Genomic DNA, 17,736 nt, shown 5'->3' with positions numbered 1-17,736 from the left:
CGGCACGTACCTGAACTCGCCGTTTTCGGGAGAAATCGGGCGAACGGTCGGTTTTGTCCGGGGGATTGCTGTCCACCTTCCAGTTATCTGCAAGCAATCGCCAAATTACGCGAATGTGATTACGTCGTGTGTGTTCTCTCCGAGACGTATGTGTCGTACGGTTTCGAATGACACTCTTGGGGAAGAAGTGTCACAAGGGTATACAGCGACCGTTGATGAGCAGGGGTGTCGCTGATACTCGTGGGGTGATTGTCTATGCCTATCACCCCACGTGAAGGTCCCGGTGACGCTTCGCTACCCGGGAACGCGGTGTGGATCCAGGGAGGTGGGTGCGCGTGGCCGGGACAACACGAGGGGGGTCGTTCAGGATCGCTCTGGGATTGCTGGTGTGCGTCGCCACGGTGATCGTGGTGACGCCGGTCGCGGGAGCGGTGCCACCGCCTCCACCCAACCCGAGCGACAACGACATCGCCGCGGCCGGGGCCCAGGTGACCAACGGGGTCAACCAGGTCGGCGCGCTGATCAACGATGTGGCCGCGGTCGGGCAGCAGATCCAGCAGCTGGACTCGGTCGTCGCGCAGAAGCGCGAGGCGGTGAACAAGGCGCTGGTGGATCTGCAGTCGGCTCGGGAACAGGCAGATGCGGCCGCGTCGGCGGTCGCCGGAACGCAGCGCGCGCTCGTGGCCTCGGGGACGGCGGTCGATCAGGCCCGCATCAGTTTCGACAAGTTCGCCGAACAGGCATATATGAGCCCCGGTTCGGATTCGATGGTCAATTACCTGTCCGGCGGCAGTCCGGCTCGGTCCCTGGAGCGAGCACAATTGTTGAGCGTGGCCTCGACATCGCAGGACGCCGCCCTGAACGGCATGCGGCGCGCGCAGATCGAGCGCGCCAACGCCGATTCGGCCGCGCGCCGGGCCAAGCAGACCGCCGACGCCGCCGCGGCCACCGCGGAGGCGAAGAAGACCCAGGCGCAGAGCGCGGTGAGCGCCGCCGAGTCGGCGGTGAACGAGCAGACCGCCCAGCGCGACGCGTTGCTGAAACAGCAGGACGTGGCTCAGCAGCGCCTGGACGCGGCGCGACAGCAGGTGTCGGGCCTGCAGGGCGAGCGCGCGGCCTATGAGGAGTGGGACCGGCAGCGCCGGATCGAGGAACTCGCCGCGGCCGCCGCGGCCGCCAGCGCGGCGGTGCGTGCGGCGTCGGATGCGGCAGCGCGTGAGCGCGCGGAACAACTTGGCGACGGCAAACGTCCGCACACCCAGCTCGACGACGATCCGCCACCGCACAAATCCATGCCCAGTGCGCCGTCTCGTCCGGACGGGACGCCCGCGGAGCTGATCGAGATGGTGGTCGACCGCGCGATGTCCCAGCTCGGCGTCATCTACGCCTGGGGCGGCGGCAACGAGGACGGACCCACCAAGGGCATCCGCGACGGCGGTGTCGCGGACAGGTACGGCGACTACAAGAAGACCGGTTTCGACTGCTCGGGCCTGATGGTCTACGCGTTCGCGGGCGTCGGCATCTCCCTGCCGCACTACAGCGGCTACCAATATCAGATGGGCACCAAAGTGCCTGTGGCACAGCGGGAACGCGGCGACATGCTGTTCTGGGGACGGAACGGCAGTGAGCACGTGGCGCTGTATCTGGGCAACGGCAAGATGATCGAGGCGCCGGAATCCGGTGAGGTGGTGCGGGTTACCGCCGTGCGCACGAGCGGGATCATGCCGAACGCGATACGCCTCCTGTCCTGAGGATCTCCCGAGCGCCGGGGCCGCTGCTGTGGCCGGCGTCCGAACCGTTGCCGCATGCGATGGCTCCACCCAGGTGTGCGGTTGACGCAATGATCGGGCCGGTCGGCGCGTACGGTGTCGGGCAAGGTGTGGCCGCGGGTGAAACCATGCGGAGCGCGGCCCGGAAAACCGTCCGGTGGGCGGCGAGCGTCCGCAGGTAGGCCCGGTGACAACACGCAGCCCGGTTGCGGCACCATGGGCCGGAACCTGGAATAGTTGTGGCAGCACGCACAAAGACCAATGCGAAAGCGGGGAGTTTGGTGACTTCGACTGATGGTGCAGGCGCAATGGATTCGGTGAAGGATACGCCCGAGCCGGCGCCGAACACCCTCGAGCGCGATGTCCAGACCCTGGAGAAGGCGATCTACGAGGTGAAGCGGGTCATCGTCGGCCAGGACCGGCTGGTGGAGCGGCTGCTCGTCGGCGTGCTGGCTCGTGGTCACGTGCTGCTGGAAGGCGTTCCCGGTATCGCGAAGACCCTGGCGGTGGAGACGTTCGCCAAGGTCGTCGGCGGTAGCTTCTCGCGCGTGCAGTTCACCCCCGACCTGGTGCCCACCGACCTGGTCGGTACCCGCATCTACCGGCAGGGCCGGGAGGAGTTCGATACCGAACTGGGCCCGGTCGTCGCGAATTTCGTGCTCGCGGACGAGATCAACCGCGCTCCGGCCAAGGTGCAGTCGGCGCTGCTCGAGGTGATGGCCGAGCGGCACGTGTCCATCGGCGGCAAGACCTACCCGATGCCCGACCCGTTCCTGGTCATGGCCACGCAGAACCCGATCGAGAGCGAGGGCGTGTACCCGCTGCCCGAGGCGCAGCGGGACCGGTTCCTGTTCAAGGTGATCGTCGACTACCCCTCGGTGGAGGAGGAGCGCGAGATCATCTACCGGATGGGCGTCACCCCGCCCGAGCCCAAGAACGTCCTGCACCCGGAGGAGCTGATCCGGCTGCAGAAGCTGGCCGCCACCACCTTCGTGCACCACGCGCTGGTCGACTACGTCGTGCGGGTGATCGCCGCGACCCGCAACCCGGCCGAGTTCGGGCTCGACGACGTCGCGGGCTGGGTCGCCTACGGCGCCTCGCCGCGTGCCAGCCTGGGCATCATCGCCGCGGCCCGCGCGGTCGCGCTGATCCGCGGCCGTGACTACGTCGTGCCGCAGGACGTCGTCGAGGTGATCCCGGACGTACTGCGCCACCGCCTGGTGCTGTCCTACGACGCGCTCGCCGACGAGGTCAGCCCCGACGACGTGATTCGCCGGGTGCTGCAGACCGTCGGCCTGCCGCAGGTCGCTGCCCAGGCCAACGCGCCCGCCCCGGTCCCGGCCGCAGCTCCGGCCGCGCCGATGCCGCCGTCGGCTCCGCACGGAGGTGCTCCCGGACCGCAGCAGGCGGTTCCGCAGCCGCCCGCTCCGTCGGTGCCGAACGGCCAGTCGCACCGTCAGTGAGGCGCGGGGTGCAGGATTCGGTTGCGCCGGTGACTATTTCGTCGAACACTCCCTCGCACGCCCCGCCCTCCTTCCGGGGTGGGGACCTGCGCGATCCGCGGTTGGCCGCGGCATTGAAAACGCTCGAACTGACCGTGCGGCGTCGCCTGGATGGTGTGCTGCACGGTGACCACCTCGGCCTGATTCCGGGTCCCGGCTCGGAGCCCGGCGATGCCCGGCTCTATCAGCCGGGTGACGATGTGCGCCAGATGGATTGGTCGGTGACCGCTCGCACCACCCACCCGCACGTGCGGCAGATGATCGCGGACCGTGAACTCGAGACCTGGCTGGTGATCGACCTGTCCGCCAGTCTGGATTTCGGCACCGCCGGCTGCCAGAAACGTGATCTGGTGATCGCGGCGGCCGCCGCGATCACCCATCTGACCAGCGGTGGCGGTAATCGGATCGGTGCGGTCGTGGCCACCGGCGATCGTCTGGTGCGCCTGCCCGCCCGCAGCGGACGGATGCACGCGCAGGCGATGTTGCGCAAGATCGCCACCACACCGCGCGCCGCGGACGGCGTGCGCGGAGATCTGCGCGGCGCGATCGAATCGCTGCGTCGCCCGCAGCGCAAACGCGGTCTGGCCGTGGTGATCTCGGACTTCCTCGGGGACCTGGACTGGGAGCGGTCGCTGCGCGCGGTCTCGGGCCGGCACGATCTGCTCGCGGTGGAGGTGCTCGATCCGCTGGATCTGGATCTGCCCGTCGTCGGCGATGTCGTGCTGCACGATCCGGAGACCGGCCATACCCGCGAGTTCACCGTAACCCCTACGCTGCGAGCCGATTTCACGCGAGCCGCGCAGCTGCATCGTCAGCAGGTGGACGCCGAGTTACGCGGTTGCGGTGCGCCGGTGATGCACTTACGCACCGACCGTGACTGGATCTCGGACGTCGTCCGGTTCGTGTCCACCCGGCGCCACACCTTCGGCGCCCCGACCGGGCAGGTACCTCTTCAGTGAGTATTTCGCACTTCACCGCGTCGATCTGGCTGCTGTTCCTGATCGTCATCGCGCTGATCGCGCTGTTGTACGTGGCAGTCCAGCGCCGCCGCAAGCGGCACATGCTCCGCTTCGCGAACATGGAGCTGCTCGAGGGCGTGAGCCCGAAGGGGCCCAGCGCGTGGCGGCACGCCCCGGTAGCGCTCATGCTCGCCGGGCTCGTCCTGCTGACGGTCGCGGCGGCCGGTCCGACCATGGCCAAGAAGGTGCCGCGCAACCGCGCCACCGTGGTGCTGGCCATCGACGTCTCGCTGTCGATGGAAGCCACCGACGTCAAGCCCAGCCGCATCCAGGCGGCGAAGGAGGCCGCGGGCCGGTTCATCGATTCGATGCCGCACGGCATCAATCTCGGGCTGGTCAGTTTCGCCGGTACCGCCTCGCTGCTGGTCAATCCGACCACCAACCACGACACGGTCAAGGCGGCGGTGAACAATCTGCAGCTCGCCGAGCGGACCGCGACCGGCGAGGGCATCTTCACCAGCCTCAGCGCGATCGACACCCTGGCCACGGTGCTCGGCGGCGCGTCCTCACCGCCGCCCGCGCGCATCGTGCTGATGTCCGACGGTAAGCAGACCGTGCCGGATGCGGACGATATCGACAATCCGCGGCACGAGTTCGTGGCCGCGCGACTGGCCAAGCAGAAGGGCGTGCCGATCTCGACGATCTCCTTCGGCACCCAGTGGGGCGTGGTCGACATCCCGGACGGCTCGGGCGGTTCGAAGGGCCAGCCGGTGCCCGTCGACGACGACGCGCTGCACAAGGTCGCCGACCTGTCCGCCGGACAGTTCTTCACCGCGACGTCGCTGCAGGAACTCAACAACGCGTACGACAAGCTGCAGAGTCAGATCGGCTACGAAACGGTCGTCGGCGATGCCAGCCGGCCGTGGCTGCTGCTGGGCCTGCTGATCAGCGCGGCCGGTGTCGTGACGGGTCTGGTGTACCGCCAGCGACTGCCCTGATCCGGGTGGGTGTTTCTTTCGTCGGGATCGGATGAAATCCGTTGTGGCGGAGGCTGTTCTGCCGCCTCCGAGGACGTGGACAGTGGTCTGTGCGCGTGCTAGCCTTCGTCACGGGGAGGGGTTCGACTTCCAATCCTGTGGCCTCGCCCCACTACTCGATGGATGCGTGCCCGGGTCGGCGCGCTGTATGGGAGGGGAACAGATGAAGAAATTTCTGACTGTGGTCGCCATGGTCGGTGCGACGACCATCCTCGGAGCCGGCGTCGCGTCGGCGGATTCTCAGATCGGGCAAGAGCCGAGCAAGGCTGCCTGCGAGCAGGCCGTGAACAGCGGCAAGTACAACGCTCAGAATCAGGGTGGACTGTACTGTAAGGACGACGGTTCAGTGTGGACGACCAATCGGGTCTGATTCCTGAATGGCATCGTCACCTCGTCGGCGACCGGTTCGTGACCAGCACGGGCCGGTCGCCGACGTATCGGCGGCCGAGTGGCCGTGCCGCCGTGGCCTGGTGAGGCCGCACCACGGCCCCGAGGTAGGCAATGGCCGACCGACGCGTTAAGTTTGCCTCTATGCCTACAACTTCCAGGTCGGTACTCGTCACCGGTGGCAATCGCGGCATCGGACTCGCGGTCGCGCAGCGGCTCGCTGCGGACGGACACAAGGTCGCGGTCACCCATCGTGGTTCGGGAGTGCCGGACGGGCTGTTCGGCGTGAAATGCGATGTGACGGACGCGGAATCGATCGATCGCGCATTCGGCGAGGTCGAGGCGCATCAGGGTGCGGTGGAGGTGTTGGTCGCCAACGCGGGCATCGTGGACAACACGCTGCTGATGCGGATGAGCGAGGAGCAGTTCTCCCGAGTCATCGACGCGAACCTGACCGGTGCGTGGCGGGTGGCCAAGCGGGCCAACCGCGCGATGCTGCGGGCGCGCTGGGGCCGGATCGTGTTCCTCGGCTCGGTGGTGGGCCAGATGGGCATGGCCGGACAGGTGAACTACGCCGCGGCGAAGTCCGGCCTGGTCGGCATGGCCCGCGCGATCACCCGCGAGATCGGCTCGCGCAACATCACCGCCAACGTCGTGGCGCCCGGTTTCATCGACACCGACATGACCCGCGAGGACATGACCGACGACATGAAGGAAATCGCCCTCAAGGCGATCCCGGCCGGACGCATCGGCGCCCCCGAGGAGGTCGCCGCGACGATCAGCTTCCTGGCCTCCGACGACGCCTCCTACATCTCCGGCGCGATCATCCCGGTCGACGGCGGCCTGGGCATGGGCCACTGAGCTCGCCCGAACCCGCTACACCGTCATACCCACGCAGACTTTCAACGAGGAGAACCGACAACTCATGGGCGGATTGCTCGACGGCAAGACCGTACTGATCACCGGGATCATCACCGATTCGTCGATCGCGTTCCACGCGGCCGCGGTCGCGCAGGAGCAGGGCGCGAAGGTGATCATCACGGGCATTCCGGAGCGGCTGCGGCTGATCGACCGGATCGCCAAGCGGCTGCCGCAGGAGGTTCCCCCGGCGATCGGGCTGGATGTGACCAGCGAGGAGGATCTCGCGGGTCTGGCCGACCGGATCCGTGAGCACGCACCCGAAGGCGTGGACGGCGTGCTGCACTCGATCGCCTTCGCCCCGCGCACCCTGATGGGCCCGGAGGCGCTGCCGTTCCTGAACGGCCCCGGCTCGGACGCGGCCAAGGCGTTCGAGATCTCGGCCTGGAGCTATGCCTCGCTGGCGCGCGCGGTGCTGCCCGCGATGAACGAGGGCGGTTCGATCGTGGGCATGGACTTCGATCCGCGCACCGCGATGCCGTACTACAACTGGATGGGCGTGGCCAAGGCCGCGCTGGAATCGGTGAACCGGTACGTCGCGCGTGAGGTGGGCGAGGCCAAGCGGGTCCGCTCCAACCTGATCGCCGCGGGTCCGATCAAGACCCTCGCGGCCAAGGCCATCGCCGGTACCGCGACCGACGACGCCAAGCAGCTCAACATGCTCAACACCTACTGGGACGGCGCGTCGCCGATCGGCTGGAACGTGGACGACCCGACCGTGGTGGCCCGCTCGATCGTGACCCTGCTGTCGGACTGGCTGCCCGGCACCACCGGGTCGATCATCTACGTCGACGGCGGCGCGAGCCACAACACCTGGTTCCCCGAGAACTTCTCCGGGAACTGAGTCCCGTCGCCGCTATGGGATTCGACGCGGTTCTGCTGCTGTCCTTCGGTGGTCCCGAACGTCCCGAGGACGTGATGCCGTTCCTGGAGAACGTCACTCGGGGCCGGGGCGTGCCGCGCGAACGGCTCGAGGAGGTCGCGCAGCACTATCTGCATTTCGGCGGTGTGTCGCCGATCAATGCGCTCAACCGTGACGTCATCGTGGCGCTCGAGGCCGAATTCGCCACGCGCGGTATCGATCTGCCGGTGTACTTCGGCAATCGGAACTGGCATCCGATGGCGCAGGACACGGTGGAGCGGATGCGGGCGGACGGTGTGCGCAGTGCGTTGGTCTTCCCGACGTCGGCGTGGGGCGGCTACTCGGGATGCCGTCAGTACGACGAGGACATTCTGCGCGCCCGCGAAGCGGTCGCGGACGCACCGGAACTGGTGAAGTTGCGCCAGTACTTCGATCACCCGCTGCTGATCGAATCCTTCGCGGATGCGATTCGCGCTGCGCTGCAGGACATTCCGGCGGGCCGGCGCGAGGGCGCCCGGCTGGTGTTCACCGCACATTCGATTCCCGTGTCCGCGGACGTCTCGGCCGGACCGCCGGACGAGGGCGGGAAACTCTACAGTCGCCAGGTCGCCGAGGCGGCCCGGTTATGCGCGGCGGCAACAGGATTCGCCGAGTACGACGTGGTGTGGCAGTCCCGTTCGGGCCCGCCGCAGGTACCGTGGCTCGAACCCGACATCGTCGACCACCTGGACGAACTTTCGGCCACCGGCGTCGACGCGGTCGTCCTGTGCCCGGTCGGGTTCGTCTCGGACCACCTGGAGGTGGTCTGGGACCTGGACAACGAGGCGCACCAGAAGGCCGGTGAACTCGACATGGCCTTCGCGCGCGCGGCTACTCCGGGAACGGATCCACGCTTCGCCCGGCTGATCGCCGAACTCGTCGAGGAACACCTCACCGACGTGGCCCCACGTCGTCTGGGCACGGTTCCGGGTTACGGCTGCACCCTGAACGGTGCGCCGTGCGCCGTCGGCTGTTGCGAGCCGCCGCGCCGTACGCGATAGCGCGCGGGTCGGGCGCTCGGCCCGGCCGTGCGCGTACTCGACAGGCCACCCGGCCGGAAGTCGAGCCGCACCGGCGCCACGGGTGGGATTCGGTTCTCACCTTCCGGGACGCTGCGCGGGCGTTGTGCCCGCCGCGTACCGGATCATCCCGTCCGAGGTCGATTCGGTGACGTCGTTACTTCGCCGGCGCTTGCGCGTCGAATCGCGAACTTGACGTTGCTTACCTTGACCTTGTCGTTCACGTTGACCTTGCGCACACCGACATCGTCGGCGTGGACCTTCTCGACAGTGCAGTCGAACCTTGGTGAACTCTGTTGTGCTGCTGTCGAACTCTGATGTTGCTGAAAGCGTATGTCGGGTCCGGGGCCGCGGACCCGAGTAGGTCACTACTCGAATACCGTTGTGCCACGGGCTCGATCGATCCTCGTGGTACTCGCAGACGCGGGACGGCGCTGCCCGCCCGCCGATATTGCCTGTGCGCCGGTATTCATGGGATGTTTGAATGGTTGCGTCATCCTGGCGATTCGGGCCGCGCGGGTGATCGGTGAACGGTGGTCCGGAGTGGAAGAGGATGGTGGGCGCCGGTGGGTCCATGGCAGGCGCTCGAGCTGCTGGGTGTCGGTTTCGTCGCGGGCCTGGTCAGCGTTCTGGTGAGTCTGGCCTCGCTCGTATCGTTCCCGGCGCTGCTGGCATTGGGGCTGCCGCCGGTCGCGGCGAATGTCACCAACACCGTCGCGCTGGTGTTCACCGGGCTGGGCTCGACCGCGGGTTCGCGCTCGGAGCTCGCGGGCCGGGGCGCAGTGGTGTTGCGACTGGGTCTGCTGGCCGCGGCGGGCGGAACCGTGGGCGCGATCACGCTGCTGCTCGCGCCGGCGTCCTCGTTCCAGGTCGTGGTGCCGTTCCTGATCGGCGGTGCGTCGGTGTTCCTGCTCGCCCAACCGCGGCTGGCCCGCCTGCGGGCGGCCTACGACGGTGCGGATCGGCGGTGGCGCGAGCGCGGACTGCGGATCCTGCTGTTCGGCGCGGCGATCTACGCCGGATACTTCGGCGCCGCCGGCGGCATCCTCATCCTGGCGATTCTCACCGCCATGTTCCCGGGATGGACGCCACAGCAGGTCAACGCGGTGAAGAACACCGTCGGCATGTGCGCGAACGGTACCGCGGCAGTGGGATTCGCGATCTTCGGTCCGGTGCACTGGGCCGCGGTGATACCGCTGGGGCTGGGCTTCCTGCTCGGTGGCTGGGTGGGTCCGGCCTTCGCGCGCAGGCTGCCCAGTAACGCGCTACGAGTGATCGCGGCGACCTGCGGTATCGCCATGGCCGTGAAATTCGCGCTCTAGCAGCGGGATTCACCTGCCGATCGACGGGATCCCGGCGTAGATGCCCGGGAAACCGGCTTGTGCGACACCCTTACCCCAGGAAGTGATCCCGGCGACCGCGCCGTCGACGAGAAGTGGTCCGCCGGAGTCGAATTCGGCGGTATCGGCGGTGGTCGATCCGGCGCAGAAGTCGCGGGCCGAGTCGAATTCGGCACCGTAGGCGGCCGCGCAGGAGGCGGCGGGAGCCAACGGCACGGTGACCGTGCGCAGACGCACGTTCGAGTCGTCGGCGCCGGAGGTCGCGCCCCAGCCCACGACCGTGCCGGTGCTGCCGCGCGGCGTCACGACCCGGACCGTCGGGAGCGTGAGCTTGGTCTGCAAGGTCAGGACTGCGACGTCGTGGTGGTAACTCAGGTCGCCGTCGAAGGTCGAGATGCGGAACCCGGGATCGACGCCGATCGCCTTGACGCCCACGGAGGTTCCGTCCCGACGGGTCAGGTCGGCGCGGCCGAAGGTGACCGTCAGCGCGTGCGGGACGGGCTCGGCGAAGACCACGCAGTGCGCCGCGGTGAGCACCTTGTCCGGGGCGATGAGCGCGCCGGCGCAGAACTGGCCGCCGGGACGCAGGGGAAAGGCGGGGGATCCGATCGCACCGAGCCAGGGGTAGGCGGTGGCGGACACCTCCGTGCCGCCGACCACGGCCGAGGCCGGTGGCGTCGCGCAGACGGCGGTACCGGCTGCCGCGATCGCCAGGACCATGGCGGCGTTGCGGAGGAAATGCATGGACGCGACCTCGATATCTGCCGAAAAAGGAACCTGGTCCATTCAATCAGAATGCTCCGAGTGCCGGGCGGGACCGGATGCGGCGGATGTGTCGGTGGGCGGGGCTACCGTTGGCGCCATGAGCATCTGGACCGAGTTCACCGAGGCATCTCCGCGCATCTCGGAGGTGTTCCGGCGCCGCCACGCCGCCGCCGGGAATCTGTGCCTGCTGGCGACCACCCGCTCGGACGGATATCCGCGGATCAGCCCCTTGGAACCGCGGATCTTCGAGGGGGAGTTGTGGCTGGTGGGCATGCCGGGCACCACGAAATTCCAGGACCTGCGGCGCGACCCGCGGTTCTGCCTGCACACGGCCACCGTCGACCCGCAGGTCGGCGACGGCGACGCGAAACTGTTCGGCACCGTGCGCGAGGTGCCCGATGCCGAACTACAGCGCCGCTGGGCCGAATCGCTGTACGAGGACACGGGATTCGATCTACGCGGCGAGAAGCTCGAGCCGTTCTTCGCCGCCGACATCACCGGCGCCTCGGCCGTACTGGTCGGCGACGGGCATATGGAGGTGGTGATCTGGAAGCCCGGCGAGCCCGAGCGGGCCGTGGTCAAACACTGAGACCCGGCGCCGACCTCACGCGGTCGCGTGGATGGCGGCCAGGCGCGCGGCGCGGATGGCGTTCCACAGCGGGCGCAGCAGGGTCTCCTGGGCGGCCATCGCGCTGGCCGAACTGGGCGCCGAGGCAGGTTCGTGCTGCGCCACGGTCAGGATGGCCGCCACGTGGTCGGCGGTGTCGAGGATGCGCCGGGCGCGCAGCGGGATCGAATCGGGATATTCGTGGCGGGAGTATTCGGCCAGTTCGTCCTCGATGAGTTCGCGCGGATCGGGGCCGCCGGAGTTCACCTCGGTGGTCTGCAGGCGCGCCAGTGCGTCCGCGGCGTCGCGGACAGCTTGGCGGATGGCGTATTCGGCCTCGCCGAGGGGCATGTCCTGCTCCACGATCTGCGGAACGGGCGTGCGGTAGACGGTCCACTGCAGGGTGTCCTCGTCCACCCACTCCGGCACCAGTCCCATCCCGTGGTCGCCGGGCACGCCGACCAGGATCCCTTCCTCCGCCTCGAGGGCCGCCGCGGCGAATTCACTGCCGGTCGGCAGCCCCCGGACATCCCCGGGGACCGGCAGCATCAGCCGCAACCGAGCCTGCGGATCTCCGGACTCCTCACGAATCAGCTTGAGCAGCAACATTATTCCGGCGCCGCCGCCCTCCAGGGACTCGCCGCCGGGCCACGGCAGCCCGGTGTGGCCGCCGGTGACCGGATCTCCGGCGGCGACCAGCTGGCGGGGCGCCCAGGCGTGCAAGGAGTCCAGCACGTCGTCGGGCGCGCTGCGACCGGCCAGCCACGCGCCGGCCCACGCCGTCAGCGTGGCACTGGGAGAACACATGTTTCGAGCATAACTGCGCCGTTGCTTGTGAGCCGCCCGTGCCTGTCGGTCCGGCCCGCTATTGTGCGTGACATCCGATTGTCAGGGGGAGGCCATGGATCGCACCGATCGGTTGTACATACTCGTCGAGGACCTGCGCGCGGTGGCGTGGCGTCGCCGTGCCGTGCGTGAGCCGGCTGCGCGATATGCGGGGGTTCGTACCACAGAACGTGATGTCCCGGCCCTGCCGCACACCGAGGCGCGGATCCCGGCTTCTGCCGGGCACTCCGGCGGCCGCACCCCGGATCGGCGAATGTCGTTGCCGCCGTTGAACTTCTCGCTGTGCGAGATGATCGCGATCGGGGCGACACCGCGACACAGGCGCGGCATGCTGTTCGAGACGGCCGGTGTGCACGGAAAGAACATGCCGGACATGACGGACGAATCGGCCGGTGCCGCACGCGATCTCGCGGCCCGGGTGCGGGTGATCGAACCGATCGTCGGACAGCCCGTGGTTGTGCAGGCGGCGTGTCGTGCAGAATGCGGTGCGCCGACGGCACGTGCTCGAGATGTCTTGTATCGATCTATTCCAGGCGGTGAGCATGCGCGCGTCGGAGGTGCTGCTGCCGATGTGTGGCGCGAAGAGGTGGCATCGCCGCCTTGGCACCGGGGACATCGGGCAGGCCGCCCGGCGGGTTCAGGGGGCCGACATCGCGCGCGAATCCATGCCCGCGATGCGAGTGGTCGGCGAGGTCCGACAACCCGCACAGGCCGCCCGGCGGTGCGCTGGTATCCGCACATCCGCCGGCCGCCGATGGTAAAGGATTCGTCGTATTCATACCCGCGCCGCAGCGGTCCGACCGGGACTGCCCGCAGCAGGGGAGCCTCTCACCTGGCCGTACCGGGTCCGAGATGGTAATGGGGCGGCATAGACTAACGCTCATGTCGGCTGACATCTCGGGCGGTCCCAAGAGGCTGCTGCTGGCGGAGGACCATCCGATGGTGGTGATGGCGCTCGAGTCCGCGTTCGAACTCGTCCAGGACATCGACCTGGTCGAGACGACCAACTCGGTCGCGGCCACCCTGTCCGCGGCCGCCCGGATGCGCCCGGATGTCATTCTGCTCGACCGGCGGCTGCCCGACGGTAACGGCATCGACGCCATCGAGCGATTGCACGAGGTGTCCCCGGCGGCCAGGGTGCTGGTCTTCACCGGGGACGCGGACCGAGCCATGCGCGACCGGGTGATCGCGGCCGGCGGCGCGGGGCTGGTGCTCAAGACCGGCCTGTTCGACGACCTGCTCGAGAATGTACGTCGGGTCGCCGCAGGTGAGAACTGTTTCGACGTGGATCTGTAGATTCCGACGGCCCCAGGGGAAGCGGGGACAGCGATGACCACCGACACCGCCGCGGCGGATCGTGTCAACAGCAACGACGAGCGCCTTCAGCCATTGCTGGACGGCCTCAAGGCGGTACGCGACGGGAACTTCCGGCGGTACCTACCCGAGGTCGGTGATCCGGTCCTGGATGAGATATCGCTCGTGTTCAACGGGATGGTCGATCAGCTGGCCCTGTTCACCACCGAGGTCACCCGCGTGGCGCGCGAGGTCGGCACGGAGGGCAAACTCGGTGGCCAGGCCGCTGTTCCGGGGGTGTCGGGCAGCTGGAAGGACCTGACCGACTCGGTCAACGCGATGGCCGACAACCTGACCGCCCAGGTCCGCGACATCGCGGGTGTCGCCACCGCGGTGGCCAAGGGCGACCTGTCCCAGAAGATCACCGTGGACGTCAAGGGTGAGCTGCTGGAGTTGAAGAACACCATCAACACGATGGTCGACCAGCTCTCCTCCTTCGCCGACGAGGTGACGCGTATGGCGCGCGAGGTCGGCAGTGAGGGGCGGCTCGGCGGCCAGGCGAAGGTACCGGAGGTCTCGGGCACCTGGCGTGACCTCACCGAATCGGTGAACATCATGGCCGGGAACCTCACCGCGCAGGTGCGTTCGATCGCCGAGGTCACCACCGCGGTGGCGAAGGGCGACCTGTCCCAGAAGATCACGGTCGACGCGCGCGGTGAGATCCTCGAGCTCAAGAACACCATCAACACCATGGTCGACACGTTGTCCTCATTCGCCGATGAGGTGACGCGCGTGGCGCGGGAGGTCGGCACCGAGGGCCGCCTCGGCGGGCAGGCGCAAGTGTTCGGTGTGTCGGGCACCTGGAAGAGCCTGACCGAATCGGTGAATTTCATGGCCGACAATCTGACCGATCAGGTGCGTTCGATCGCCGAGGTGGCTACCGCGGTGGCGAAAGGTGATCTGTCGCAGAAGATTCGGGTGGATGCGCGCGGTGAGATCCTCGAACTGAAGGACACCATCAACACGATGGTCGATACGTTGTCCTCGTTCGCCGACGAGGTGACGCGCGTGGCGCGGGAGGTCGGTACCGACGGTCGCCTGGGTGGTCAGGCGGATGTGAAGGGTGTGTCGGGTACCTGGAAGGGCCTGACCGAGTCGGTGAACGTGATGGCCGACAACCTCACCGCGCAGGTGCGCTCGATCGCCGAGGTCACCACCGCGGTCGCCCGCGGCGACCTCTCGCAGAAGATTCGGGTGGATGCCCGCGGTGAGATCCTCGAGTTGAAGGAGACCATCAATACGATGGTCGATACGTTGTCCTCCTTCGCCGACGAGGTCACCCGCGTGGCCCGCGACGTCGGCACCCAGGGTCGCCTGGGTGGTCAGGCGGATGTGAAAGGTGTGTCGGGTACCTGGAAGGGCCTGACCGAGTCGGTGAACGTGATGGCCGACAACCTCACCGACCAGGTGCGCTCCATTGCCCAGGTCGCCACCGCCGTCGCCAAGGGCGATCTGTCGCAGAAGATCACCGTCGAGGCGAAGGGCGAGGTCGCGGCCCTGGCGCAGACCATCAACACCATGGTCGACACGCTGTCCGCCTTCGCCGACGAGGTCACCCGTGTCGCCCGCGAGGTCGGCACCGAGGGCATTCTCGGCGGTCAGGCACGTGTGCCGAACGTGGCCGGAACCTGGAAGAGCCTGACCGACAACGTGAATTCGATGGCGGGCAATCTGACCAGCCAGGTCCGCTCGATCGCGCAGGTCACCACGGCGGTGGCCCGCGGCGAGCTGTCGCAGAAGATCGACGTCGACGCGCGCGGGGAGATCCTCGAACTCAAGACGACGATCAACACGATGGTCGACACCTTGTCCTCCTTCGCCGCCGAGGTCACCCGCGTGGCCCGGGAGGTCGGCAAGGAGGGGCAGCTGGGTGGCCAGGCCGAGGTCGAGGGCGTCTCGGGAACCTGGAAGCGGTTGACCGAGAACGTCAACGAACTCGCCGGAAACCTGACCCGCCAGGTGCGCGCGATCGCCGAGGTCACCAGTGCGGTGGCCACCGGGGATCTGACCCGGTCGATCGCGGTCGAGGCCAAGGGCGAGGTCGCCGAACTCAAGAACAACATCAACGCGATGGTGCAATCCCTGCGCGAGACCACTCGCGCCAACGAGGAGCAGGCCTGGCTCAACACGAATCTGGCCCGGATCTCCGGTCGCCTGCAGGGCCATCGCGACCTGTCGGCGGTCGCACAGCTGATCATGAATCAGGTGACTCCGCTGGTCGGCGCCCAGTACGGCACGTTCTTCTCCATGGCGTCCGAGCGGGAGCGCGCGGTGCTGCGGCTGATCGCCGGATACGGGCGCATCGAGGACGGTACGGTCTTCGACCTCGGACAATCGCTGGTCGGGCAGGTCGCGCTGTCCAGGCAGACGATCATGATCGACCACACGCCGCCGGATTATCTGCAGATATCCTCCGGGCTGGGCGCCGGACGCCCCGCGAGCCTGATCGTGCTGCCGATCGTTTTCGAGGATCAGGTACTCGGCGTCATCGAACTGGCCGCGTTCACCCGGTTCACGGTGGTGCAGCGCGATTTCCTCGAACAGCTCATGGAGAGCATCGGGGTGAATCTGAATACGATCATGGCCAATTCCCGCACCGACTCCCTGCTCGTGGAGTCGCAGCGGCTGGCCGGGCAGTTGCAGCAGTCCAACGCCGATCTCGAGGAGAAGGCCGAACTGCTGGTCCGCCAGAACCGCGATATCGAGATGAAGAACTTCGAGATCGAGCAGGCGCGGCAGGAGATCGAGGAGCGCGCCCAGCAGATCGCCCTCGCCTCGAAGTACAAGTCGGAATTCCTGGCGAATATGTCCCACGAGCTGCGCACACCCCTGACCAGCCTGTTGATCCTGGCCGGGGTGCTCGCGCAGAACGCCTCGCGGAACCTGACGGACAAGCAGGTGGAATTCGCCAAGGTGATCCAGTCCGCGGGCAAGGATCTGCAGCAGCTGATCGACGACATCCTCGATCTGTCCAAGGTCGAGGCCGGGAAGATGGACATCCGCACCGAGCCGGTCTCGCTGCCGGAGCTGCTGGATTACGTGCAGACCACATTCCGTCCGCTGACCAGCCAGAAGGGGCTGGACTTCGATGTCGAGGTCGCGCCCGATGTGCCGCCGCAGCTGGAGACCGACGAACAGCGGTTGCGTCAGGTGCTGCGCAACCTGCTGTCCAACGCGGTCAAGTTCACCGAGACGGGGACGGTCTCGCTCCGGGTGTGCCGGACCGGCCAGCACCTCGCATTCTCGGTGAGTGACACCGGAATCGGTATCGCCGAGCAGAATCTGGAGACGATCTTCGCTGCGTTCCAGCAGGCGGACGGCACCACCAGCCGCCGCTACGGCGGCACCGGCCTGGGCCTGTCGATCAGCCGGCAGGTGGCGAATCTGCTGGGCGGGCAGATCAGCGCGGAGAGCCGGATCGGGGTGGGCAGTACGTTCACGCTGACGCTGCCGCTGACTCCGCCGCCGGAGATCGTCGCCGAGTCCGGAACCCGGCCCGAATCATCCATTCGCACAGTGCTGGTCGTGGAGGATCCGGTCGATCGCCCGCTGACCCGCCTGATCTCCGGTGTGGTCGCCGAACTCGCCGACAACGACGGCCCGGTCCAACTCGAATCGGTCGGCAGCTGCGAGCAGGCGCTCACCGCCGCCACGGCCTGCCAGTGCGTCCTGGTGGATGTGAACCTGCCGGGCGCGGGCACCGCGGAGTTCCTGGACGGTCTGTGTTCCCAGTTGTCGGCGAAAGGTGCTGCGGTGCTTGCCTATCCGGTCGGTGAACTGGATCGGGAGCGTCAGCTGATCGTGGAGGCGGCCGCGCGGACGTATCAGGTGGAACTGGTCGGCACGACCGACGAGTTCCGCGAGCGGTTCATTCTGATGCTCACCCATCCGCATCCGACCGAACTCGAACAGCAGGGCAGTCCCCGGCAGTATTCGGGGTTGCGCGGTCGCAAGGTGCTGCTCGTGGACGACGACACGCGCAACGTGCTGGCCATCGCGGGCATGCTGGAGCTGAACGGCATGAGCGTGGACCACGCGCCCAACGGCCGCAAGGGAATCGAGGCGTTGCAGGCGAATCCGGACGTCGATGTGATCCTGATGGATGTGATGATGCCGGAGATGGACGGCTACGCCACCACCGCCGCGATCCGCAAGATGCCGCGATTCGACCGGCTGCCGATCATCATGGTCACCGCCAAGGCCATGTCGGGTGATCGCGACAAGAGTCTGGCCTCGGGGGCCAGCGACTACATCACCAAACCGGTCCACGCGGAGGATCTGCTGGCCTGCATCGGCCGCTGGCTGAATGTGTCGACCGACGAGTGAGGATGCG

At 67.7% G+C, this 17,736-nt stretch carries 14 protein-coding genes; 12 read left to right on the top strand and 2 right to left on the bottom strand.

Features of this window, described 5'->3' with window-relative positions; translation table 11 throughout:
* Positions 1-335 precede the first annotated feature (335 nt).
* The 9 genes from K7711_RS27275 to K7711_RS27235 all read left to right on the top strand — a co-directional run bounded on the left by K7711_RS27275 (position 336) and on the right by K7711_RS27235 (position 9,814).
* Positions 336-1,751, top strand: coding sequence for an NlpC/P60 family protein (locus K7711_RS27275; RefSeq protein ID WP_308014968.1), 1,416 nt, complete (start codon positions 336-338; stop codon positions 1,749-1,751).
* 326 nt (positions 1,752-2,077) lie between these two features.
* On the top strand, positions 2,078-3,232 hold the full coding sequence (locus K7711_RS27270) for an AAA family ATPase (protein ID WP_222972314.1): 1,155 nt from the start codon (positions 2,078-2,080) through the stop codon (positions 3,230-3,232).
* A 29-nt stretch (positions 3,233-3,261) separates the two neighbouring features.
* Entirely contained in the window at positions 3,262-4,230 is a 969-nt protein-coding gene (locus K7711_RS27265; protein ID WP_222972313.1) for a DUF58 domain-containing protein, read from the top strand.
* Positions 4,227-5,228, top strand: a complete 1,002-nt coding sequence (locus K7711_RS27260; RefSeq protein WP_222972312.1) for a VWA domain-containing protein — start codon at positions 4,227-4,229, stop codon at positions 5,226-5,228. The genes K7711_RS27265 and K7711_RS27260 overlap by 4 nt, the downstream gene beginning before the upstream one ends.
* A 202-nt stretch (positions 5,229-5,430) precedes the next feature.
* Positions 5,431-5,637, top strand: a complete 207-nt coding sequence (locus K7711_RS27255; RefSeq protein WP_222972311.1) for a hypothetical protein — start codon at positions 5,431-5,433, stop codon at positions 5,635-5,637.
* Between the two features lie 161 nt (positions 5,638-5,798).
* Complete coding sequence (fabG1, locus tag K7711_RS27250) at positions 5,799-6,515, top strand: 3-oxoacyl-ACP reductase FabG1 (protein ID WP_235747864.1); 717 nt, start codon at positions 5,799-5,801, stop codon at positions 6,513-6,515.
* Positions 6,516-6,579: 64 nt separating this feature from the next.
* Positions 6,580-7,416: an NADH-dependent enoyl-ACP reductase InhA gene (inhA, locus tag K7711_RS27245; RefSeq protein WP_222972309.1), complete on the top strand. Its 837-nt coding sequence runs from the start codon at positions 6,580-6,582 to the stop codon at positions 7,414-7,416.
* Between the two features lie 14 nt (positions 7,417-7,430).
* A complete protein-coding gene (locus K7711_RS27240) occupies positions 7,431-8,474 on the top strand; it encodes a ferrochelatase (protein WP_222972308.1) in 1,044 nt (347 codons plus the stop codon).
* 584 nt (positions 8,475-9,058) lie between these two features.
* Positions 9,059-9,814, top strand: a complete 756-nt coding sequence (locus K7711_RS27235) for a sulfite exporter TauE/SafE family protein (protein WP_222972307.1) — start codon at positions 9,059-9,061, stop codon at positions 9,812-9,814.
* A 9-nt stretch (positions 9,815-9,823) separates the two neighbouring features.
* Here the strand turns inward: K7711_RS27235 and K7711_RS27230 are convergent, their stop codons facing one another.
* Entirely contained in the window at positions 9,824-10,618 is a 795-nt protein-coding gene (locus K7711_RS27230; RefSeq protein WP_235747863.1) for a S1 family peptidase, read from the bottom strand.
* Between the two features lie 76 nt (positions 10,619-10,694).
* Here K7711_RS27230 and K7711_RS27225 point away from each other — a divergent pair, with 76 nt between their 5' ends.
* Positions 10,695-11,186, top strand: a complete 492-nt coding sequence (locus K7711_RS27225; protein ID WP_040824692.1) for a pyridoxamine 5'-phosphate oxidase family protein — start codon at positions 10,695-10,697, stop codon at positions 11,184-11,186.
* Positions 11,187-11,201: 15 nt separating this feature from the next.
* Here the strand turns inward: K7711_RS27225 and K7711_RS27220 are convergent, their stop codons facing one another.
* Complete coding sequence (locus K7711_RS27220; RefSeq protein WP_222972306.1) at positions 11,202-12,011, bottom strand: Rv1486c family protein; 810 nt, start codon at positions 12,009-12,011, stop codon at positions 11,202-11,204.
* A 921-nt stretch (positions 12,012-12,932) separates the two neighbouring features.
* Between K7711_RS27220 and K7711_RS27215 the strand changes: the two genes are divergently transcribed.
* Entirely contained in the window at positions 12,933-13,346 is a 414-nt protein-coding gene (locus K7711_RS27215) for a response regulator (protein WP_222972305.1), read from the top strand.
* 33 nt (positions 13,347-13,379) lie between these two features.
* Positions 13,380-17,729, top strand: a complete 4,350-nt coding sequence (locus K7711_RS27210; protein ID WP_222972304.1) for a HAMP domain-containing protein — start codon at positions 13,380-13,382, stop codon at positions 17,727-17,729.
* Positions 17,730-17,736: the final 7 nt, after the last annotated feature.

Origin of the sequence: Nocardia coffeae (assembly GCF_019890715.1) — a bacterium.
Lineage (GTDB): Bacteria > Actinomycetota > Actinomycetes > Mycobacteriales > Mycobacteriaceae > Nocardia > Nocardia jiangxiensis.
Note: the sequence above shows the minus strand (reverse complement) of the source record. Positions and strands in the feature narration are given on the sequence as shown.

Excerpts from the sequence above, each read along its gene's own strand:
- inhA (WP_222972309.1), top strand. The coding sequence starts at position 6,580 with ATGGGCGGATTGCTCGACGGCAAGACCGTACTGATCACCGGGATCATC.
- K7711_RS27215 (WP_222972305.1), top strand. The coding sequence starts at position 12,933 with ATGTCGGCTGACATCTCGGGCGGTCCCAAGAGGCTGCTGCTGGCGGAG.
- K7711_RS27230 (WP_235747863.1), bottom strand. The coding sequence starts at position 10,618 with ATGGACCAGGTTCCTTTTTCGGCAGATATCGAGGTCGCGTCCATGCAT.
- fabG1 (WP_235747864.1), top strand. The coding sequence starts at position 5,799 with ATGCCTACAACTTCCAGGTCGGTACTCGTCACCGGTGGCAATCGCGGC.
- K7711_RS27220 (WP_222972306.1), bottom strand. The coding sequence starts at position 12,011 with ATGTGTTCTCCCAGTGCCACGCTGACGGCGTGGGCCGGCGCGTGGCTG.
- K7711_RS27255 (WP_222972311.1), top strand. The coding sequence starts at position 5,431 with ATGAAGAAATTTCTGACTGTGGTCGCCATGGTCGGTGCGACGACCATC.
- K7711_RS27225 (WP_040824692.1), top strand. The coding sequence starts at position 10,695 with ATGAGCATCTGGACCGAGTTCACCGAGGCATCTCCGCGCATCTCGGAG.
- K7711_RS27270 (WP_222972314.1), top strand. The coding sequence starts at position 2,078 with ATGGATTCGGTGAAGGATACGCCCGAGCCGGCGCCGAACACCCTCGAG.
- K7711_RS27240 (WP_222972308.1), top strand. The coding sequence starts at position 7,431 with ATGGGATTCGACGCGGTTCTGCTGCTGTCCTTCGGTGGTCCCGAACGT.
- K7711_RS27210 (WP_222972304.1), top strand. The coding sequence starts at position 13,380 with ATGACCACCGACACCGCCGCGGCGGATCGTGTCAACAGCAACGACGAG.